We start from the raw sequence: 19329 nt of genomic DNA, 5'->3' as shown, positions 1-19329 counted from the left end.
GGTCCGGTGAGATAGCGATAGAGCTTCATATTCCTCGTCTCCTCAAATCCGCGGCGTCTAGGTTCCGCCGGTCACATCCGCGCTGCGATTGCGTCGGCGAGCGCCACCGTCTGGCGGGCGATGTCGGCATGCATGCGCTCCACCATCCGCCCCTCTATCTGCACCACGCCCTTGCCGGCATTCTCCGGCCGGTCGAACAGCGCGATCAGCGCCCGCGCCGCCGCCACCTCTTCTTGCGGGGGTGAGAAAGCGGCATTGCAGGGGGCGATCTGGTCGGGGTGGATCAGCGTCTTGCCGTCAAAGCCCATCGCCGCCGCTTCCGCGCATTCGCGGGCGAAGCCTTCGATATCGCGGAAATCGTTCCACACCGCGTCGAGCACCCCGGTCCCGCCGGCCCGGGCCGCCAGCACGCAGTGCGAGAGCCAGCTCGCCATCGGCGCGCGGCCGGGCACGATGCGGGCGCCGGTCTCCTTGGAAAGGTCATTGGTGCCGAGCGCCAGCACGGCGAGCCGGCTCACCGGGTTCTTCGCCGCCAAGGCGATATCCAGCGCCCGCAGCACCGCGATCGGGGTCTCGATCATCGCCCACAGCCGCAGCGACGGCGCCGCGCCGAGCGCCTCCAGCGCCCGGCCCACCGTCAGCAGCGTCTCGGGATCGTTCACCTTGGGCAGCAGCAGCGCGTCGGGGCCCTCCTCCCGCGCGCTGGCGGCGGCGATCATGGCGAGGTCTTCCGTGAACCAGGGCGTGTCGACGCCATTGGTCCGCACCACCACCTCGCGCGGTTTGAAGCCGCCGTCGCGCAGGGTTGCCGCCACCCGGGCGCGGGCCTCTCCCTTGGCGTCCGGCGCCACCGCGTCCTCCAGGTCGATGACGACGGCATCGGCCGGCAGGCTGCGCGCCTTCTCCAGCGCGCGCGGGTTCGATCCCGGCATGAACAGCACGCTGCGGCGCGGACGGACGGGTGTGGACATGATTCGCTCGGCTCATTGGCAGGATGGTGCGAAGAGCCTATCCCGCTGACTGGCGGGCTGCCAATCGGGCGCCGGTGCCCGGTCGCGCCGCCTTTATGGGTCAAGGCCATGGACGAGACTTACGACGTGCTCATCGTGGGCGGGGCGATCATGGGCGCCGCCACCGCCTATTTCCTCACCCTCGATCCCGGCTTTCGCGGCCGTGTCGGCGTCATCGAGCGCGACCCCAGCTTCGCGCAGGCCTCCACCACCCTGTCCGCCGCCTCGCTGCGCCAGCAATTCTCCATTCCTGAGAACATCCGCATGTCGCTGTTCGGGCTGGAGTTCCTGCACAGCGCCAAGGAGCGCTTCGGCACGGACACCGATCTCGCCTTTCACGAGGGCGGCTATCTCATCCTGGCCAGCGCCGCCGGCCTGCCGATCCTCACCGCCAATCACCGCGTCCAGCAGGCGGAGGGCGCCGACATCGCCCTGCTCGACCCGGCCGCGCTGAAGGCCACCTTCCCCTGGCTGAATGTCGAGGATCTCGCCGCCGGCGCCTTTGGCCGCTCGGGCGAGGGCTGGTTCGATGCGCACGCGCTTCTCGCCTGCCTGCGCAGCGCGGCGAAGGCGCAGGGCGCGCATTTCATCACCGGCGAGGTGGTCGGCCTCACCCGTGCCGGCGCGCGGATCACCGGGGCGACGCTGGCGGATGGGCGAACGCTCGGCTGCGGCGCGCTGGTCAATGCCGCCGGGCCGCGCGCCGGGCGCGTCGCCGCCATGGCGGGCATCCCGCTGCCGGTGGAAGGAAAGAAGCGCTGCGTCTTCGTCGTGCATTGCCGCACGCCGATCGAAAAGCTGCCGCTGCTGGTCGACCCCTCCGGCTTCTATATCCGGCCCGAAGGCGCCTACCAGATCTGCGGCGCCCCGCCGGCGGAGGACAACGACCCCGATGCGGACGGCGATTTCGAGGTCGACTGGTCGATCTTCGAGGAGAACATCTGGCCGAACCTCGCCCACCGCATTCCGGCGATGGAGGAGCTGAAGGTCATCCGCGCCTGGGCCGGGCATTACGAGATGAACCTCTTGGACCACAATGCGGTGATCGGCCCGCACCCGGAGGTGGGCAATTTCTACTTCATGAACGGCTTTTCCGGCCACGGCCTGCAGCAGGCCCCCGCCGCCGGCCGCGCCATCGCGGAATGGCTTGTGCAGGGCCGTTCCGTCTCGCTCGATCTCGACGTCTTCTCTTATGAACGCATCGCGGCAGGACGCCCGCATGCGGAGCTGAACATTATCTGAGGGGGGGCGGCGCCTTCCCACTCTCGTCATCCCGGACGGCCGCAGGCCGATGCGGGATGACGTGGACGGCGCTCCCGTGTCCCGGACGCCTGCAGCGCCAGCGGAAGGCGAGCCGGGACCCAGCGAAAGACTCTTCGGCAACACCCTACGCACAGCGCCGCCACTGCCACCGCGCGCGGCACCCAAACCGGGCCGCACCCTGCATTTAACGTCTCCCTCCCCCGGGAGGCGCAGGGCTGACATCGCCCCGTCGACCTAATTACACGTCATATTTGTGCATTTATTTCTTTTGTACGTTCTAAATTGGTGTGATAGAAAATTAACCCAGAGATGAGAGGGAATAGCGCATGGCAGCGCCGCAACAGCAGAAACTGAAGGTCAACGGCCCCGTCGCCGTCACCGCCAACCGTCTCACCGACGGCGCCGTGGTGTGGCGCACCAAGGCCGGCGGCTGGTCGGTCGAACTGGTGGACGCGGCCATCGTCACCACGGCCGATGCCGCCCTCGCTCTGCTGGCGGAAGCCGGCAAGCGCGATCTCGACGCGGTCGGCCCTTATGTCGCCCCGGTCACGGTGGATGACCAGGGCACCATCGGCCCGGGCAATCTGCGCGAGCGCATCCGCGTCGCCGGCCCGACCTTCGAACTGCCCCACTGAACGACGCAAGGCCGACCGTTCCATGTATGCCTATGACGAATTCGACCGCGCCTTTCTGGCCGAACGTGTCGCCGAGTTTCGCGACCAGGTCGGCCGCCGTCTGTCCGGCGCGCTCTCCGAGGACGAGTTCAAGCCGCTGCGGCTGATGAACGGCGTCTATCTGCAGCTGCACGCCTATATGCTGCGGATCGCCATTCCCTATGGCACGCTGAACGCCGCCCAGCTGCGCCGCATGGCCCATGTCGCCCGCGTCTATGATCGCGGCTACGGCCACTTCACCACCCGGCAGAACATCCAGTTCAACTGGATCAAGCTGGAGGAGCTGCCCGAAGCGATGGCCTCGCTGGCGGAAGTCGGCGTCCACGGCATCCAGACCTCGGGCAACTGCATCCGCAACGTCACCACCGACCAGTGGGCCGCCGCGACCCCGGAAGAATGCGACGACCCGCGCATCTGGGCCGAGATCCTGCGGCAATATTCGACGCTGCACCCGGAATTCACCTATCTCCCGCGCAAGTTCAAGATCGCCATCACCGCCGCCGGCCATGACCGGGCGGCGATCAAGGTGCACGATGTCGGCCTGCGCCTGCACCGCAACGAGGCGGGCGAACTCGGCTTCGAGGTGCTGGTCGGCGGCGGTCTCGGCCGCACGCCCTTTGTTGGCAAGTCGATCCGTCCCTTCCTGCCGGCGCGCGAGCTGCTGAGCTACATCGAAGCGATCATGCGCGTGTACAATCAGTACGGGCGCCGCGACAACATCTACAAGGCCCGCATCAAGATCCTGGTGCACGAGATCGGCGCCGAGGAATTCTCCAAGGCGGTCGAGGCCGAATGGGCGGCGATCCGCGACGGCGCGCTGCACCTCACCGACGAAGCCATCGCCGAAATCCGCGACCGCTTCATCTATCCCTCCTTTGAGACGCTGGAGAACGAGCCGGCCGCGCTCACCGAGGCGCTGAAGGACAGCCGCTTCGCCACCTGGCACCGCAATTCGGTGCAGGCGCACAAGGTGCCGGGCTATTCGATCGTCACCATCTCGCTCAAGCCCGTCGGCGCCCCTCCCGGCGACGCCACGGCGGACCAGATGGAGGTCGTCGCCGACCTCGCCGAGCGCTACGGCTTCAGTGAGATCCGCGTCGGCCATGAGCAGAACCTCTGCCTGCCGCATGTAGCGCAGAAGGACCTTCCGGCGCTGTGGGCGGCGCTCGAGGCCGCCGGCCTCGCCACGCCGAACGTCAACCTGGTCAACGACATCATCGCCTGCCCGGGGCTGGACTATTGCGCGCTCGCCAATGCCCGCGCCATTCCGGTGGCGCAGGAAATCGCCAAGCGCTTCGCCGATCTCGACCGGGCGCGCGGCGTCGGCCGGCTGCACATCAACATTTCCGGCTGCATCAATGCCTGCGGCCACCACCATGTCGGCCATATCGGCATTCTCGGCGTCGAGAAGAACGGCCAGGAATTCTACCAGATCACCCTGGGCGGGCGCGCCGACGAGCACGCCCAGCTCGGCACGCTACTGGGGCCGGCCGTGTCCTATGAGCAGGTGCCCGGCCTCGTGGAAGACGTGGTCGACACCTATATGGAACTGCGCGCCGGGCCGCATGAGCTGTTCATCGACACCGTCGCCCGCCTCGGCGTCGAGCCCTTCAAGGAGCGCGTCTATGCCGCTCATTGAAAAGGGTGAGATCGTCGCCGATCTCTATGTCCGCGTCGCCGACGATGAACCGCTGCCCGAGGGCGTGGCGGTGCTCATCGGCATCGACCGCTTCCTGAACGAGGCCGAGGCGCTGAAGGGCCGGCAGGCCCCGGTCGGGGTGATCTGGCCGAACAACCGGCCGATCGCCGAGATCGCGCCCCATCTCGGCCAGCTCTCGCTCATCGCGCTCAACTTCCCCTCCTTCCGCGACGGACGCGCCTATAGCCAGGCCCGCCTGCTGCGCGAGCGGCTGGGCTGGACCGGCCCGCTGCGCGCCATCGGCAATGTGCTGCGCGACCAGTTCTTGCTGATGGAGCGCTCCGGCTTCGACCAGATCGACGCGGTGAAGCCCGCCGACGCCGCCGCCTTCGACGAGGCGGTGCAGGCCTACACCGTGTTCTACCAGCCGGCCACCGATGCCCGCCCGAGCCTTCTGCGCCAGCGCCTCGGCCGCACCCTAGCGGGAGTCCGTTCATGAGCTTCCAGCGCCCCGGCACCGGCTTCGCTCCCGCCACGCCCTGCACCGACGAAGTGGGCGGTCTCGCCTGCGCGCTCGCCGATGCCGGGCCGGAGGAAATCATCGCCACCGCCCTGCGCACGCTCGGCCCGGGCCGGCTGTGCCTCGTCTCCTCCTTCGGCACGGAATCGGCGGTGCTGCTGGCCTATGCGGCGGAGGTCGACCGCTCGATCCCCATCGTCTTCCTCGACACCGGCTTCCTGTTCGAGGAGACGCTGGCCTATCGCGACACGCTCACCGCGCAGCTCGGCCTCACCGACGTGCGCAGCATCCAGCCGGACGCGGCCCGCGTGGCGGCGCTCGATGAGGGGCGCGATCTCTGGTTCACCGATCCCGACACCTGCTGCCGCATCCGCAAGGTGGAGCCGCTGGCGCGGGCGCTGGAAGGTTTCGGCGGCTGGCTGAACGGGCGCAAGCGCTACCAGGGCGGCCTGCGCGCCACCATTCCAGTGGTGGAGCGCGACGGCACCCGCCTGAAGTTCAACCCGCTGGCCAATCTCGACCGCGCAAGCGTCGAAGCCGCGCACCGGGACTTCGCCCTGCCGGACCACCCGATGCTGGCGAAGGGCTTCACCTCGGTCGGCTGCATGCCCTGCACCAGCCGCGCCGCCGCCGGCGAGGAGTCGCGCGCCGGCCGCTGGCGCGGCAAGGGCAAGACCGAGTGCGGCATCCACACGCTGCTGAACACCGTCAGCGCCTGAACCGCGCCGGCGTTTCCCTCGCCTGCCGGCACCAGATGAAAAACCCCGCTCACCTCACGGTGGCGGGGTTTTCTATGTCCGGCCGCTGCCGCCCGATACAGGGCGGCCGCGCGCCGCTCAGGCCGCGACGGCCTTGGCAGCCTTCGGCGCGGAGGCTTCCACCAGCGTCTGCCAGCCGAGCTGCGACGCCAGATGCAGCACCACCAGGTCGGTCCAGCCTTCGCGATGGAACGTCGCCACCACCTCCGCCGGCAGGGCGCGGAACGCCGCCTCGTCCACCATGCGGAAGCCGTTGATGATCGCCTCGGGGGGCGCCGCCTCAGTGGAATCCTTCGGCGCGTGGTAGTTGATCCGCACCGTGCGATCGACCAGCAGCTTATGCTCCAGCAGCGCCTTGGCGAAGGCGGCGATCCGCAGCGCCTCGAGACGGTAGCTCTCGCAGAACGCCATCGCCGCCTGGCTGGTGGGCGTGGGTTTTCCAGCGGCGTCGAAGAAGGCGTCCGCCTCCTCCCCCGACACCTGGTTGACGACGCGCGGAGAGGCGCTGTCGACCGCCAGCATCGGCGCGCCGCCGCTCTCATGGGTCATCGGCACGAAGGGATAGCGGCGGACATAGCCGGGCACATAGGCCCCTGCCCGCCACTGGCCCCCGCCGTCGACGAACAGGTTGCGCCCGGCCGCCACGCCCAGCACGGCGAGCGGCGTGGCGGTGGCGTCGGGTGCGAAGACGATCGGGTAGTGGCGGCTCGCCGGCGCGAACTCGCTGGCCACCAGCGGCACCACGGCGGTGTCGGCGGCGAAGCGGAAATCATGCGCCCGGCGCAGGCCGAACGTGCCGTGCTCCCGGCTGCGCAGCAGCATCGGGTTCCGGTAGAACAGCGGCAGGGCGGAAGCGGCAGCGGATGTCATGGATGTTTCCTCACTTCAAAAGCAGTCTTCCGCCGGACGCCCGGCGACGGGAGCGTCAGGTCGCTCCTGCGGGTTTGGGAACTGCCGCGCCTGCCGCCTCCACACGGTAGCAGGCCTCGACGCGGCACGGGCCTCCAGCGTTAATAGCTGACAGAGATGCGGGCTTGAACCGTGATATCGCGCGGCTGGCTGTCGTTCGCATCGGTCAGGGCGACGTCGGCGAACGAGAAATCCTCATGCGCCACCGGCCCGAGCTCGTTCTCACCGGCGCTCAGGAGGCGAGGCTTCCCCCCTGCCGCAGCGCCACCAGCCCGAAGCGCCGCATCCGTCGATGGACCGTGGTCCGGTCGAGGCCGAGTTCGCGCGCCGCCGCCGACACGTTCCAGCCCTGCGCGGCCAGCGCCGCGATCAGCTCGTCGCGCCCGGCCGACGGCGGGGCGAGCGCGCAGGGAAGCCGCGACGCGAAGGCCCGTGCCGCCATCTCAGGCGCCGCGCCCGCCGCAAAGTCCACTGCACAACCCGCCGCCAGCCCCTGCAGCCGGTCGGGCAGATCGTCGACGCCGATCACGCCGCTCTCCGCCACCGCGCAGGCATAGTCGAGCGCGTTGGCGAGTTCGCGGATATTGCCGGGCCAGCCATGCGCCGCCAGCGCCGCGCGCGCCGCCTCCGAGAGGCTGAAGCGCGCGCCCCCGGCATCGCAGCGCCCGGCGATGAGCCGGCTCACCAGCCAGTCGAGATCGCGCCGCTCCCGCAGCGCCGGCAAAGCGAGCACCGCGCCCGAGATGCGGAAATACAGGTCCTCGCGGAACCGCCCGGCCTTGATCTCGTCCACCAGGTCGCGATGGGTGGCGGCGATGACGCGGATATTCACCGGCACCGGCTTTGAACGGCCGAGCGGCGTAACCTCGTGCTCGGCCAGCACACGCAGCAGCCTTGTCTGCAGCGGCAGCGGCATGTCGCCGATCTCGTCGAGAAACAGCGTGCCGCCATCGGCCTCCAGCACCAGCCCCTTCTTGCCGCGCGCCGCCGCGCCGGTGAAGGCGCCGGCCTCGTAGCCGAACAACTCGCCCTCGACCAGCGATTCCGGCAGCGCGGCGCAATTGACCGGCACGAAGGGGCGGGCAGCGCGGGCACCGGCGGCGTGGATCGCCTTGGCGAGATATTCCTTGCCGGAGCCGGTCTCGCCGGTAATGAGCAGGCTCATCTGGGTGTTGACCAGCTTGGCCGCCCGCGCCGTCACCTGCCGCATCGCCGGGTCGTCGCGGAACAGCGCCGCCAGCGGTGCCGGCAGGGCAGGCGCCGCCGGCTCCACCACCGGCCGCCCCGGCCGGCTCGGCGGCGCCAGCGTGGCGGCGAAGAGCGGCGTGCCGGAACCGGCGAGCCGGACCAGCCGCTGGGCCGCCGGCAGCGCATGCGAGAAACGCGGCAGATCGTCGACCTCGAGCTGGAAGAACTCCCCCAGCCGGCGCCCCACCAGCCCCCGCCCCGCCGCGCGCCCCTCTGTCGACGTCTCGCGCAGCAGCAGCTGCCGGGCGGCATTGTTGAAGCCGAGCAGCCGCCCCGAGCCGTCCACCGCCAGCACATAGCTCGGCTCGACATCGACGAATTCGGGCGAGCCGGCGAGCTTGACGATCCATTCGCGCCGGAAACGGCTCACGAGATTGGCGGTCTCGATCTTGTTGGCGAAGCCCTTGACGAATTGCAGCGCGAGAAACTGGCTCTCCTTCGGCTCGGGCGAGCGCAGGGCGGAGATGTCGAGCACCGCCGCCAGCGCGCCGAACGGGTCGTAGACCGGCGCCGCGGTGCAGGTCAGCGGAATATGCGTCGCGTCGAAATGGTCGGTCTGGTGCACCACCAGCGCCTCGCCGGTGTGGATGCAGGTGCCGACCGCGCAGGTGCCGGCATGCTGCTCGTTCCAGTCGGCGCCGAGATAGAGCCCGGCCCGCATCAAATTGTTGTCGAAGGTCGGGTCGCCGATGAAATCGACCGTGATGCCCTTGGCGTCGGTCAGCAGCAGCACATAGCCGAGCCCCGCCACCTGCCGGTACAGCGTTTCCACGCCGAAGCGGGCGGTATGGGTGAACTCCTCCATCGCGTCCTGGTGCTCGCGCAGCCGGGTGGCGGTGAGGATGCAGGGCTCGCGCAGCACCTCGGGGTCGAGGCGGTGTTCGCTGACGCAGCGCCGCCAGGATTCCTGGATCACCGCGTCGCGGCGGGTCGCCGCTCCGCCGGCGGCACGCACGAGCTCGTCGATATGAGCGGCCTGATCCCGTCTCATCGGCGTCCTCCCGGAATGTTGGCGCCGGCCCTGCCGGCATCGGGATGTGACCTCCCGTTTGCCGGCAGTGTCGTCCCCTTGGCGGGCCGGTGCAAGCGCCCGCCCGCCCCTGCCCGTCACGAAGTGCGGCGTGCGCCACAGCTGTGGCGTCTGGCGCCACAGGTGCGGCGGCGGCGCCTCACCGCGTGTCCGCGCCCACCCATCCCCTCATCAACGATTTCAATGGCTTGGAGCCATCCTGCCACTTGGCCCGGCGCTTGCGGAGAGAGGCGGTACAAACGAGGCCGCCCGGCAAAGGAGCGGCCCGCAGGGACGAACGCCACGGGAAGGACGCCGGATGACGTCATCGACGCCGCCGAAGGTCGGCATCATCGCCAATCCGATCTCGGCGCGGGACATTCGCCGCGTCGTCGCCAGCGCCAACAGCGTGCAGGTGGCGGACCGCGCCAACATCGTGCTGCGCGCGCTGGCCGCGCTGGCCGCCTGCGGCATCGAGGATGTGGTGATGATGCCCGAGCGCGGCGGCATCGCCACCCATGTGCTGCGCGGCATGGAGCGCTCCAATGCGCAGGGCGAGGCCCGCTTTCCCCGGCTGACCCATCTGGCCATGCCGGTCACCGGCACGGTGGACGACACACGCCGCGCCGCGCGGATGATGCGCGAGGCCGGCGACATCGCCGCCATCATCGTGCTGGGCGGCGACGGCACCCATCGGGCCGTGGTGGCGGAGTGCGGGCAGGTGCCGATCGCCGGCATCTCGACCGGCACCAACAACGCCTTTCCTGAACATCGCGAGCCCACCATTACCGGCCTCGCCACCGGCCTCGCCGCCATGGGCCAGGTGCCGGCCGCCCTCGCCTTCGCCGCCAACAAGCTGATCGAGGTGCGCATCGACAGCGGGCCGCCGGACATCGCGCTGGTCGATGTCGCCCTCGTGACCGACCGCTTCGTCGGCGCCCGCGCTCTGTGGCGGGCGGAAACGTTTCGCGAGCTCTATGTCGCCTTCGCCGATCCGGAAGTCATCGGCATGGCCGCCATTGCCGGGCTGATCGAGCCGGTGAGCCGGCGCGAGCCGGGCGGGCTCACCCTCACCCTCGCCCCGGCGGCGACGGCTCCGATGGTGGTGCACGCGCCCATCGCGCCCGGCCTCGTCACGCCCGTCGGCGTGGAAAGCTGGCGCCGCATGCCCTCGGGGACCGTGTTCTCACCCGATATCGCCGCCGGCTCGGTGGCGCTCGACGGCGAGCGCGAGCTGTTCTTCGACGGCCATCAGCAGGTGGCGATCGCCCTGCACGACGCCGCCTTCCGCACCGTGGATGTGGCCGCCGTCATGGGCTTCGCCGCCCGCGAGAAGCTGCTGCTGCGCCACGCCGCCCCCGCTCTCCATCCCGCCGCTTTGCTGGCGGGCGCCTGAGCCGTGCCCGCCCCCGACAACAACGCCGGCCAAAGGCCGGCAACGCCAAGGAGGAACGACAACGCCATGACCAACAATCCCTTTCCCCTCTCCCGGGACGAGTTGCTGACCGCCTACCGCACCATGCGCACCATCCGCGATTTCGAGGAGCGGCTGCATGTGGAATTCGCCAAGGGCGACATCCCCGGCTTCGTCCACCTCTATGCCGGCGAGGAAGCCTGCGCGACCGGCATCATGATGCACCTCACCGATATTGACCGCATCGCCTCCACCCATCGCGGCCATGGCCACTGCATCGCCAAGGGCGTCGATGTCCACGAGATGATGGGCGAGATCTACGGCAAGGCGACGGGCTGCTGCCGGGGCAAGGGCGGCTCCATGCACATTGCCGACCTGTCCAAGGGCATGATGGGCGCCAACGGCATTCTCGGCGCCGGCGCCCCGCTGATCTGCGGCGCCGGCCTCGCCGCCAAGTTCCGCGGCGATGGCGGGGTGGGCCTCACCTTCTTCGGCGACGGCGCGGCCAATCAGGGCACCGTGCTGGAGAGCATGAACCTCGCCGCGATCTGGAACCTGCCGGTCGTCTTCGTGGTCGAGAACAACGGCTACGCGGAATCGACCTCGGTCGAATACGCCACCGCCGTCGACTCCTATGTCGACCGCGCCGCCGGCTTCGGCCTGCCGGGGGTGACGGTCGACGGCACCGACTTCTTCGCCGTCTATGAAGCGGCGGGCGAGATCGTCAAGCGCGCCCGCGAGGGCGGCGGCCCGGCGCTGCTCGAATGCAAGACCGTGCGCTTTTTCGGCCATTTCGAGGGCGACGCCCAGACCTACAAGGCCAAGGGCGAGAACGAGCACAACCGCGCCCATCGCGACTGCCTGAAGCTGTTCGGCGCCCGGGTGACGGCGGCCGGCATCGTCGCCGATGCCGACCTCGCTTTGATCGACCGCGAGGTCGCCGCCCTCATCGACGACGCGGTGGACACCGCCAAGGGCGCGCCGCTGCCCGGCGCCCGCGAACTCACCACCGATGTCTATGTCGCCTACTGAGCCGAAAAACCAATAATCCGGAGGACATCCCATGGCCCGCATGATCAGCTACAAGCAGGCGATCAACGAAGCGCTCGATCTCGAAATGCGCCGCGATCCCACCGTCATCCTCCTCGGCGAGGACATTGTCGGCGGCGCCGGCGCCCCCGGCGAGATGGACGCCTGGGGCGGCGTGCTCGGCGTCACCAAGGGGCTGCACGCCAAGCACGGCAACCGGCTGATGGACACCCCGCTGTCGGAGAGCGCCTATATCGGCGCCGCCATCGGCGCGGCGGCCTGCGGCATGCGCCCGGTGGCGGAACTCATGTTCCTCGACTTCATGGGCGTGTGCTTCGACCAGATCTTCAACCAGGCCGCCAAGTTCAAATACATGTTCGGCGGCAAGGCGAAGACCCCGGTGGTCATCCGCGCCATGGTCGGCGCCGGCTTCCGCGCCGCCGCCCAGCATTCGCAGATGCTCACCCCGCTGTTCACCCATATTCCCGGGCTGAAAGTGGTCTGCCCCTCCAACGCCTATGACGCCAAGGGCCTGCTGATCCAGGCGATCCGCGACGACGACCCGGTGATCTTCTGCGAGCACAAGGCGCTGTACGGCTCGGAGGCCGACGTGCCGGAAGAGAGCTACGCCATCCCCTTCGGCGAGGCCAACATCGCCCGCGACGGCAAGGACGTGACCCTGGTCGGCTACGGCCTCACCGTGCCGCGCGCGCTCAGCGCCGCCGACACCCTCGCCCGTTCCGGCGTCTCGGCGGAGGTGATCGACCTGCGCACCCTCTCGCCGATCGACTGGGACACGGTGATCGAGAGCGTGGAGAACACCGGCCGCCTCGTGGTGGTGGATGAAGCCAATCCGCGCTGCTCCATCGCCACCGATGTCGTCGCCCATGTCACGCAGCACGCCTTTGGCGCGCTCAAGGCGGCGCCGCAGATGGTCACCGCCCCGCACACGCCGGTGCCGTTCTCGCCGGCGCTGGAGGATCTCTACATCCCCTCGGCCGAGGCCATCGTCGCCGCCGTCCACAAGACCACCGGCCCCGTCAAGTCGGCCGCGTGAGGAGCCTTGCAATGAATGAACGCATCAAGCCGGTCGTCATGCCCAAATGGGGGCTGTCGATGTCGGAGGGCAAAGTCACCGGCTGGCTCAAGCCCGCCGGTTCCCCGATCGCGCCGGGCGACGAGATCGTCGAGGTGGAGACCGACAAGATCGCCGGCGTGGTCGAGGCGCATGAGACGGGCACGCTGCGCCGGGTGATCGGCGAGCCGGACACGGTCTATCCGGTCAAGGCGCTGCTCGGCATCATCGCCGATGACGCGGTGCCGGACGCCGAGATCGACGCCTATGTCGCCGAATATGCGACGCAGGCGGCAGCCGAGGCGGCGCAGGAGGAGGCGCCGCGCACCCACTTCATCGACACCCCGGCCGGCCGCCTGCGCTACGCCAAACGCGGCGAGGGAGCGACGACTGTCGTGCTGATCCACGGCTTCGGCGGCGATCTCGACAATTGGCTGTTCAACATCGACGCGCTGGCGGAATCCGCCACCGTCTACGCGCTCGACCTTCCCGGCCACGGCCAGTCCGACAAGAAGCTGGACGATCCCTCGCTCAGGGGGCTGTCCGCCGCGCTGCTCGGCTTCATGGATGCGCTGGGGATCGACCGCGCCCATCTCGTCGGCCACTCCATGGGCGGCGCCATCGCCGGCCGCACCGCGCTCGACGCCCCCAGCCGCGTCGCCTCGGTGACGCTGATCGGCTCGGCCGGGCTCGGGGACGAGATCAATGCCGGCTACACCGACGGCTTCGTGCAGGCGAGTTCCCGGCGCGATCTGAAACCCGTGCTGGAGCAGCTGTTCGATGATCCCGACACCGTCACCCGCCAGCTGATCGACGACCTCTTGAAATACAAGCGGCTGGACGGCGTGGCGGAAGCTCTCACCGCGCTCTCCGCCAGCCTCTTCGCCGGCGGCCGGCAGGCCGAGCTTGTGGCGGAGGCGCTCGCCGCCAGCGACGTGCCGGCGCTGGTGGTCTTCGGCGCCAGCGACAAGGTGATCCCGCCCGCCCATGCGCAGGCACTGGGCGCGCGGGCCTCGGTCGAGGTGATCGAGGGCGCCGGCCACATGGTGCAGATGGAGAAGGCCGGAAGGGTCAACGAACTGATCCTCGCCCACATCGCCTGAGCCATCCCCGAGACAACACAACGCCGCCGCGCGCGCGGACGGCGAAGGAGGAATCATGTCCAAACTCACCGATAAGAGCATTGTCATCACCGGCGCCACTGGCGGCATCGGCGCCGCCATTGCCCGGGCGCTCGCCGCCGACGGCGCCGCCATCACGGTGGCCGACCTCTCGCAGGACGCCGCCGACGCGCTGGCGGGCGAGATCACCGCCGCCGGCGGCAAAGCCATCGGCGTCGCGGTGGACGTGCGCGAGCGCGCCCAGATCCGCGCCATGCTGGACAAGGCGGCGCAGGCCTTCGGCCGCGTCGACGTCGTGTTCAACAATGCCGGCATCGCCCAGACCCGGCCCTTCCTCGACATCACCGAGGAGGACTGGCGCCTCGTCACCGATGTCAACGCGCTCGGCGTGCTCCTCGGCATGCAGGAGGCGGTGAAGACGTTCCGCCAACAGGGGGGCGGCGGGAAGATCATCAACACCGCCTCGATCGCCGCCAAGCAGGGCTATGAGCCGCTGGCCCATTACTGCGCCTCGAAATTCGCCGTGGTGGCGATGACGCAGGCGGCGGCGCGGGCCTTCGGCAAGGAGGGCATCACCGCCAATTGCTTCTGCCCCGGCGTCGTCGCCACCCCGATGTGGGACGTGATCGACAAGGGTTTTCGCGACAACAAGCTCACCACCAAGGAAAACGAGGCCTTCGACAGCTTCGCCGCCACCGCCGTGCTCGGCCGGGCCTCGCAGCCGGCGGACCTCGTCGGCGTCGCCCGCTACCTCGCTTCCTCCGATTCCGACTTCATGACCGGCCAGTCCCTGATGGTGGACGGCGGCATGGTCTTCATCTGAGGAACGGCCATGGCAAGCAATGACAGCATCCCCGACCAGCTCAAGGACATGAACCGGCGCTTTTCCGCGCTGGCCAAGGCGGCGCCGGGGCCGATGGGCGCCTTCCGCTCCTTGATGGGTGAGGCCTCCCGCCCCGGCGCGCTCAGCGCGGCGACCAAGGAACTGATCGCCGTCGCCCTCGCCGTGCACCAGGGCTGCGCCGACTGCATCCTGTTCCACGTCGGCAACGCCGCCAGCCACGGCGCCCGCCGCGAGGAACTGGTCGAGGTGCTGGCGGTGGCGCTCGAAATGGGCGGCGGCCCCTCCGCCGTCTATGCCAGCCGGGCGCTGGAAGCCTTCGACGCCCTCGCCGCCAAAAGCTGACGCCCACCACCCCCCTGTTTCAAGGACATTCCCATGAAAGCCGCCCGCTTCCACGGCAAACGCGATGTGCGCATCGAGGAGGTGCCGGAGCCGGACCGCGCCCGGCTCGGCCCGCGCGACGTGCTGGTCAAGAACCGCTTCTGCGGCATCTGCGGCACCGACCTCCACGAATATGCCGCCGGCCCGATCTTCATCCCCACCGCGCCGCACCCCTATACGGGGGCGACGCTGCCGCAGATTCTCGGCCACGAATATGGCGGCACCGTCGTCGCCATCGGCGCCGAGGTGACGAATGTCTCCCCCGGCGACCGCGTCTCGATCCAGCCGCTGATCTCGCCGCGCGACGATCATTACGGCAAGCGCGGCCTCTACCAGCTCTCCGACAAGCTCGGCATTGTCGGGCTGATGTGGCCGTGGGGCGGCATGGCGGAGTATTCCGTCGTCAATGATTACAACGTGTTCGCCATGCCCGACAGCGTCTCGGACGCGCAGGCGGCGCTGATCGAGCCCACCGCCGTCGCGGTCTATGCCGCCGAGCGCGGCGGGGTGCGCCCCGGTTCCTCCGTGCTGGTCACCGGCGCCGGGCCGATCGGCCAGCTGCAGATCCTCGCCGCCCGGGCGGCGGGCGCCACGACGATCTTCCTGTCCGACACCAATGACAACCGGCTCAAAATGGCCCGCGCCGTGCTGCCCGACGTCATCACCCTCAACCCGAAGACCGACAAGGTGGTGGAGGCGATCCGCGACCAGACGGAGGGCCATGCCGGGGTGGATGTGGCACTGGAATGCGTCGGCGCGGAAGCCGCCACCGCCACCTGCATCGAGGCGGTGCGCCGGCAGGGCGTGGTGGTGCAGGTGGGCCTGCATGTCGGCAAGCCGGCGGTGGACGGCTTCACCCTCACATTCAAGGACATCGATCTGCGCGGCTCCTGGTGCTACTCGACGCTGATGTGGCCGCGCGTCGCCGCGCTGATCGGCTCGGGGCTGTTGCCGGCGGAAAAGGTCGTCACCCGCCGCATCAAGCTGGACGATGTGGTGGCGGAAGGCTTCGAGCAGTTGCTGAGCCCCGCCGGCACCGAGCTGAAGATCCTGATCGACCTCGCCTGACACGGCCAGCGCCGGAACCACGCCGCGCCGCATCGCCCCGCCCCTCATCCCCGGGCTTGACCCGGGGACCCAGCCTTGCCGTTCGAACCCGGCCTGAGGACTGCGCGGCCGGGTCAAGCCCGGTCCTGAGGGAGGGGTGGCGTCCGCGCGAGCCGGGCTCGCGTCCCGCTCCGGCCGGCGCGCGACCCCGGCTCGTGCCTCCGCCACCTCCGGATGACGCGTCCAGTTCCCCCTCATCCCCGGGCGTGACCCGGGGATCCAGCCGCCCCGCCCCCGGCCAAGGCCCGCGCCCGACCGCCGCCGTTTCATTGCCGAAGCTCGCCACCTATTTCCTAGTAATTCGGTAGATTTAATATTGACCGCCGCTCCCAGCCGTGAAAACCTCTCCCCATCACATGCACCAGTGCCACCGCGCTGCCGGGGAGATTGCCCATGTCCTTCCGTTTCATGTCATTCAATTTCAAGCCCGTGGCTGCCGCCGCGCTCATCGCCGCATTGGCGGCGCCGCTCGCCTACGCTCCCGTAGCCCGCGCGGCCGACGTGACGCTGCTCAACGTCTCCTACGACCCCACCCGCGAGCTTTATTCCCAGTTCAACAAGCTGTTCGCCGCGCGCTACAAGGCCGAGACCGGCAAGAGCGTCGAGATCAAGACCTCGCATGGCGGCTCGGGCAAGCAGGCCCGCTCGGTGATCGACGGGCTGGACGCCGATATCGTCACCCTGGCGCTGGCCTATGACATCGACGCCATCGCCGACCGGGGCTTCCTGGCCAAGGACTGGCAGAAGCGCCTGCCGGACAATGCCGCGCCCTACACCTCGACCATCGTGTTCCTGGTGCGCAAGGGCAACCCGAAGGGCATCAAGGACTGGAACGACCTCACCAAGCCCGACGTGCAGGTCATCACCCCCAACCCGAAGACCTCGGGCGGCGCCCGCTGGAACTACCTCGCCGCCTGGGCCTATGCGCTGAAGCAGAACAGCGGCGACGAGGCCAAGGCGAAGGACTTCGTCGGCGAAATCTACAAGCACGTTCCGGTGCTGGACACCGGGGCGCGCGGCTCCACCGTCACCTTCACCGAGCGCGGCGTCGGCGACGTGCTGCTGGCTTGGGAGAACGAGGCGTTCCTGTCGAAGAAGGAGTTCGGCGACGACAAGTTCGACATCGTCGTCCCCTCGCTCTCCATCCTCGCCGAGCCGCCGGTGGCGGTGGTCGACAGGAATGTCGCGCGCAAGGGGACGGCCGAGGTGGCCGAGGCCTATCTCAAGCTGCTCTACTCCAAGGAGGGCCAGACGCTGGCGGCGGAGAATTTTTACCGCCCGCGCGACCCCGAGGTCGCCAAGGCGTTCGAGGCAGTGTTCCCCAAGGTCGAGCTGGTGACCATTGACGATCCCGCCTTTGGCGGCTGGCGCAAGGCGCAGCAGACCCACTTTTCCGATGGCGGCGTGTTCGACCAGATCTATTCCAACTGAGGCGGGCCGGCCGGAATCGTTCTTTTCGGCCTGATCGACCTCATCGTCCTCCTCATCGTCCTCCCAATCGTCCTCATCGTCCCCCCTCAGGCCGTGCCGCAAGGCGCGGCCTGCGCCGTGACCACACCCCGCCGGAGCACCGCCTTGAGCGAGACGACGCTGGATCGCCCTACCCTTGTCGGCACCCTGCCCCCGCCCCCCGCGGGGCGCGGCCGGAGCGTCATTCCCGGCTTCGGCCTCACGCTGGGGCTGACCCTGCTCTGGCTGTCGCTGGTGGTGCTGATCCCGCTGGCGGCGCTGTTCCTGAAGACGGCGGAACTGCCGCCGGAGCGGCTTTTCGCCATCCTCACTTCTCCTAGAACATTGAACGCGCTGAAGATTTCCTTCGGCCTCTCGCTCGCCGCCGCGAGCATCAATCTGGTGCTCGGCGCGGTCATCGTCTGGGCGCTGGTGCGTTATGAGTTCCCCGGACGCCGGGTGCTCGACGCGCTGGTCGACATTCCCTTCGCCCTGCCCACGGCGGTGGCCGGCATCGCGCTCACCTCGCTCTATGCCGAGAATGGCTGGATCGGCGCCCTGCTCGCCCCGCTCGGCATCAAGGTCGCCTTCACGCCGCTCGGCATATTGATCGCGTTGATTTTCATAGGCTTGCCCTTTGTGGTGCGCACGGTCCAGCCGGTGCTGGAAGACCTCGACCACGGTCTGGAGGAGGCCGCCGCCACCCTCGGCGCCGGCCGCTGGACGACGATCCGGCGTGTCATCGCCCCGGCGGTGCTGCCGGCCTTCCTCACCGGCTTCGCCCTCGCCTTCGCCCGCGCGGTCGGCGAATATGGCTCGGTGATCTTCATCGCCGGCAACCTGCCGAACGTGTCGGAAATCGCCCCGCTGCTCATCGTCATCCGGCTGGAAGAGTTCCGCTATGCCGACGCCACCGCGATTGCGGCGACGATGCTGGTGGCGTCCTTCCTGCTGCTGTTCGTCGTCAACGGCCTGCAGCGCTGGTCGCAGGCCCGCACCGGGAGGCTGGCATGAGCGCTGCTCCCGTCCGTGATGAGCCCGGCCTCGTCAAGGTCCTCCTCATCGCACTCGCCGTCGCCTTTGTCGGCCTGCTGATCGTGCTGCCGCTGGTCGCGGTCTTCGCGCAGGCGTTCGTGAAGGGTTGGGACGCCTATCTCGACGCCCTGGTCGAGCCCGACGCGCTGGCGGCGGTGCGCCTCACGCTTCTCGTCACGGCACTGTCGCTCACCGCCAACACGGTGATGGGCCTGGTCATGGCCTGGGCCATCACCAAGTTCGAATTCCCCGGCAAGAGCTTCCTCATCACCCTGATCGACCTGCCCTTCTCGGTCTCCCCGGTCGTCGCCGGCCTCGTCTTCGTGCTGCTGTTCGGCGCGCAGGGCTATTTCGGCCCGTGGCTGATCGACAATGGCTGGAAGATCATCTTCTCCTGGCCCGGCATCACGCTGGCGACGATCTTCGTCACCTTTCCCTTCGTCGCGCGCGAGCTGATCCCGCTGATGCAGGAGCAGGGCACGGTCGAAGAGGAGGCGGCGGTCACGCTCGGCGCCGGCGGCTGGCGGGTGTTCTCCCGCGTCACCCTGCCCAACATAAAATGGGCGCTGCTTTATGGCGTGCTGCTGTGCAACGCCCGCGCCATGGGCGAGTTCGGCGCGGTCTCGGTGGTGTCGGGCCATGTGCGGGGGGAGACCAACACCATCCCGCTGCAGGTCGAGATTCTCTACAACGAGTACCAGTTCCAGGCGTCCTTCGCCGTGGCCTCGCTGCTGGCCTTGCTCGCCATCGTGACGTTGCTGGCGAAGACGCTGCTGGAAGCCCGTCTCGGCCGCAGCGGCGGGCACTGATTTCCACTCCGTCATCCCAGCTCGCCCCTGCGCGG

General features: G+C 69.1%; 19 protein-coding genes (1 of these 19 cut by a window edge). 15 read left to right on the top strand and 4 right to left on the bottom strand.

The features are described 5' to 3' along the window. Both BLO63_RS16340 and BLO63_RS16335 read right to left on the bottom strand, forming a co-directional pair. A protein-coding gene (locus BLO63_RS16340) for a DUF1737 domain-containing protein (RefSeq protein ID WP_091442676.1) crosses the window boundary here: on the bottom strand, positions 1-29 show its beginning. It extends 175 nt beyond the left edge of the window; the window shows 29 of its 204 coding nt (coding positions 1-29); it begins with the start codon at positions 27-29; the stop codon falls past the left edge of the window. A gap of 42 nt (positions 30-71) precedes the next feature. After that, positions 72-971 (bottom strand): HpcH/HpaI aldolase/citrate lyase family protein, encoded by a 900-nt coding sequence (locus BLO63_RS16335; RefSeq protein WP_091442673.1) that lies wholly within the window; start codon positions 969-971, stop codon positions 72-74. 108 nt (positions 972-1079) lie between these two features. On the opposite strand from BLO63_RS16335, the gene BLO63_RS16330 reads away from it, so the two are divergent. The 5 genes from BLO63_RS16330 to BLO63_RS16310 all read left to right on the top strand — a co-directional run bounded on the left by BLO63_RS16330 (position 1080) and on the right by BLO63_RS16310 (position 5825). Further along, entirely contained in the window at positions 1080-2252 is a 1173-nt protein-coding gene (locus BLO63_RS16330; RefSeq protein WP_091442671.1) for an NAD(P)/FAD-dependent oxidoreductase, read from the top strand. Between the two features lie 347 nt (positions 2253-2599). Further along, positions 2600-2908 carry a DUF2849 domain-containing protein gene (locus BLO63_RS16325; RefSeq protein WP_091442668.1) on the top strand — a complete coding sequence of 103 codons (309 nt, stop codon included), beginning with the start codon at positions 2600-2602 and terminating at the stop codon, positions 2906-2908. A 22-nt stretch (positions 2909-2930) separates the two neighbouring features. After that, positions 2931-4586 (top strand): nitrite/sulfite reductase, encoded by a 1656-nt coding sequence (locus BLO63_RS16320; RefSeq protein WP_091442666.1) that lies wholly within the window; start codon positions 2931-2933, stop codon positions 4584-4586. Continuing rightward, entirely contained in the window at positions 4573-5085 is a 513-nt protein-coding gene (locus BLO63_RS16315; RefSeq protein ID WP_091442663.1) for a DUF934 domain-containing protein, read from the top strand. The genes BLO63_RS16320 and BLO63_RS16315 overlap by 14 nt, the downstream gene beginning before the upstream one ends. Further along, positions 5082-5825 carry a phosphoadenylyl-sulfate reductase gene (locus tag BLO63_RS16310; RefSeq protein ID WP_091442661.1) on the top strand — a complete coding sequence of 248 codons (744 nt, stop codon included), beginning with the start codon at positions 5082-5084 and terminating at the stop codon, positions 5823-5825. The genes BLO63_RS16315 and BLO63_RS16310 overlap by 4 nt, the downstream gene beginning before the upstream one ends. 117 nt (positions 5826-5942) lie before the next feature. On the opposite strand, the gene BLO63_RS16305 is transcribed toward BLO63_RS16310, so the two are convergent. Together BLO63_RS16305 and BLO63_RS16300 are read right to left on the bottom strand one after the other, a co-directional pair. Beyond that, positions 5943-6734, bottom strand: coding sequence for a SapC family protein (locus tag BLO63_RS16305; protein ID WP_091442659.1), 792 nt, complete (start codon positions 6732-6734; stop codon positions 5943-5945). A gap of 271 nt (positions 6735-7005) precedes the next feature. Then, positions 7006-9012 (bottom strand): sigma-54-dependent Fis family transcriptional regulator, encoded by a 2007-nt coding sequence (locus BLO63_RS16300; RefSeq protein ID WP_091442656.1) that lies wholly within the window; start codon positions 9010-9012, stop codon positions 7006-7008. 337 nt (positions 9013-9349) lie between these two features. On the opposite strand from BLO63_RS16300, the gene BLO63_RS16295 reads away from it, so the two are divergent. The 10 genes from BLO63_RS16295 (at position 9350) to cysW (ending at position 19294) form a co-directional block, all read left to right on the top strand. Further along, on the top strand, positions 9350-10426 hold the full coding sequence (locus BLO63_RS16295) for an ATP-NAD kinase family protein (RefSeq protein ID WP_091442654.1): 1077 nt from the start codon (positions 9350-9352) through the stop codon (positions 10424-10426). A gap of 66 nt (positions 10427-10492) precedes the next feature. Beyond that, positions 10493-11476, top strand: a complete 984-nt coding sequence (locus tag BLO63_RS16290) for a thiamine pyrophosphate-dependent dehydrogenase E1 component subunit alpha (RefSeq protein WP_091442652.1) — start codon at positions 10493-10495, stop codon at positions 11474-11476. A gap of 31 nt (positions 11477-11507) precedes the next feature. Next, positions 11508-12530 carry an alpha-ketoacid dehydrogenase subunit beta gene (locus BLO63_RS16285; protein ID WP_091442650.1) on the top strand — a complete coding sequence of 341 codons (1023 nt, stop codon included), beginning with the start codon at positions 11508-11510 and terminating at the stop codon, positions 12528-12530. Positions 12531-12541: 11 nt separating this feature from the next. Then, entirely contained in the window at positions 12542-13651 is a 1110-nt protein-coding gene (locus BLO63_RS16280; protein WP_091442647.1) for an acetoin dehydrogenase dihydrolipoyllysine-residue acetyltransferase subunit, read from the top strand. A gap of 55 nt (positions 13652-13706) precedes the next feature. Continuing rightward, on the top strand, positions 13707-14492 hold the full coding sequence (locus tag BLO63_RS16275) for a glucose 1-dehydrogenase (RefSeq protein ID WP_091442646.1): 786 nt from the start codon (positions 13707-13709) through the stop codon (positions 14490-14492). A 9-nt stretch (positions 14493-14501) separates the two neighbouring features. After that, the gene (locus BLO63_RS16270) at positions 14502-14855 is read left to right on the top strand and encodes a carboxymuconolactone decarboxylase family protein (RefSeq protein WP_091442643.1); all 354 of its coding nucleotides are present in this window, start codon (positions 14502-14504) and stop codon (positions 14853-14855) included. 33 nt (positions 14856-14888) lie between these two features. After that, positions 14889-15962, top strand: coding sequence for a 2,3-butanediol dehydrogenase (locus tag BLO63_RS16265; protein WP_091442642.1), 1074 nt, complete (start codon positions 14889-14891; stop codon positions 15960-15962). 447 nt (positions 15963-16409) lie between these two features. Further along, a complete protein-coding gene (locus BLO63_RS16260; protein ID WP_091442712.1) occupies positions 16410-17432 on the top strand; it encodes a sulfate ABC transporter substrate-binding protein in 1023 nt (340 codons plus the stop codon). A gap of 222 nt (positions 17433-17654) precedes the next feature. Beyond that, positions 17655-18464, top strand: coding sequence for a sulfate ABC transporter permease subunit CysT (gene cysT, locus BLO63_RS16255; protein ID WP_205409347.1), 810 nt, complete (start codon positions 17655-17657; stop codon positions 18462-18464). After that, entirely contained in the window at positions 18461-19294 is an 834-nt protein-coding gene (gene cysW, locus BLO63_RS16250; protein ID WP_091442636.1) for a sulfate ABC transporter permease subunit CysW, read from the top strand. Before cysT ends, cysW begins: the two co-directional genes overlap by 4 nt. The last annotated feature ends 35 nt before the right edge of the window (positions 19295-19329 follow it).

The organism is Ancylobacter rudongensis (assembly GCF_900100155.1).
Lineage (GTDB): Bacteria > Pseudomonadota > Alphaproteobacteria > Rhizobiales > Xanthobacteraceae > Ancylobacter > Ancylobacter rudongensis.
The sequence above is the reverse complement of the archived record's forward strand: the minus strand, read 5'-3'. Positions and strand labels throughout refer to the sequence as shown.

Bases quoted from the DNA above. Each gene is read 5' to 3' on its own strand.
- BLO63_RS16335 (WP_091442673.1), bottom strand. From the start codon at position 971: ATGTCCACACCCGTCCGTCCGCGCCGCAGCGTGCTGTTCATGCCGGGA.
- BLO63_RS16330 (WP_091442671.1), top strand. From the start codon at position 1,080: ATGGACGAGACTTACGACGTGCTCATCGTGGGCGGGGCGATCATGGGC.
- BLO63_RS16325 (WP_091442668.1), top strand. From the start codon at position 2,600: ATGGCAGCGCCGCAACAGCAGAAACTGAAGGTCAACGGCCCCGTCGCC.
- BLO63_RS16320 (WP_091442666.1), top strand. From the start codon at position 2,931: ATGTATGCCTATGACGAATTCGACCGCGCCTTTCTGGCCGAACGTGTC.
- BLO63_RS16315 (WP_091442663.1), top strand. From the start codon at position 4,573: ATGCCGCTCATTGAAAAGGGTGAGATCGTCGCCGATCTCTATGTCCGC.
- BLO63_RS16310 (WP_091442661.1), top strand. From the start codon at position 5,082: ATGAGCTTCCAGCGCCCCGGCACCGGCTTCGCTCCCGCCACGCCCTGC.
- BLO63_RS16305 (WP_091442659.1), bottom strand. From the start codon at position 6,734: ATGACATCCGCTGCCGCTTCCGCCCTGCCGCTGTTCTACCGGAACCCG.
- BLO63_RS16300 (WP_091442656.1), bottom strand. From the start codon at position 9,012: ATGAGACGGGATCAGGCCGCTCATATCGACGAGCTCGTGCGTGCCGCC.
- BLO63_RS16295 (WP_091442654.1), top strand. From the start codon at position 9,350: ATGACGTCATCGACGCCGCCGAAGGTCGGCATCATCGCCAATCCGATC.
- BLO63_RS16290 (WP_091442652.1), top strand. From the start codon at position 10,493: ATGACCAACAATCCCTTTCCCCTCTCCCGGGACGAGTTGCTGACCGCC.
- BLO63_RS16285 (WP_091442650.1), top strand. From the start codon at position 11,508: ATGGCCCGCATGATCAGCTACAAGCAGGCGATCAACGAAGCGCTCGAT.
- BLO63_RS16280 (WP_091442647.1), top strand. From the start codon at position 12,542: ATGAATGAACGCATCAAGCCGGTCGTCATGCCCAAATGGGGGCTGTCG.
- BLO63_RS16275 (WP_091442646.1), top strand. From the start codon at position 13,707: ATGTCCAAACTCACCGATAAGAGCATTGTCATCACCGGCGCCACTGGC.
- BLO63_RS16270 (WP_091442643.1), top strand. From the start codon at position 14,502: ATGGCAAGCAATGACAGCATCCCCGACCAGCTCAAGGACATGAACCGG.
- BLO63_RS16265 (WP_091442642.1), top strand. From the start codon at position 14,889: ATGAAAGCCGCCCGCTTCCACGGCAAACGCGATGTGCGCATCGAGGAG.
- BLO63_RS16260 (WP_091442712.1), top strand. From the start codon at position 16,410: ATGTCATTCAATTTCAAGCCCGTGGCTGCCGCCGCGCTCATCGCCGCA.
- cysW (WP_091442636.1), top strand. From the start codon at position 18,461: ATGAGCGCTGCTCCCGTCCGTGATGAGCCCGGCCTCGTCAAGGTCCTC.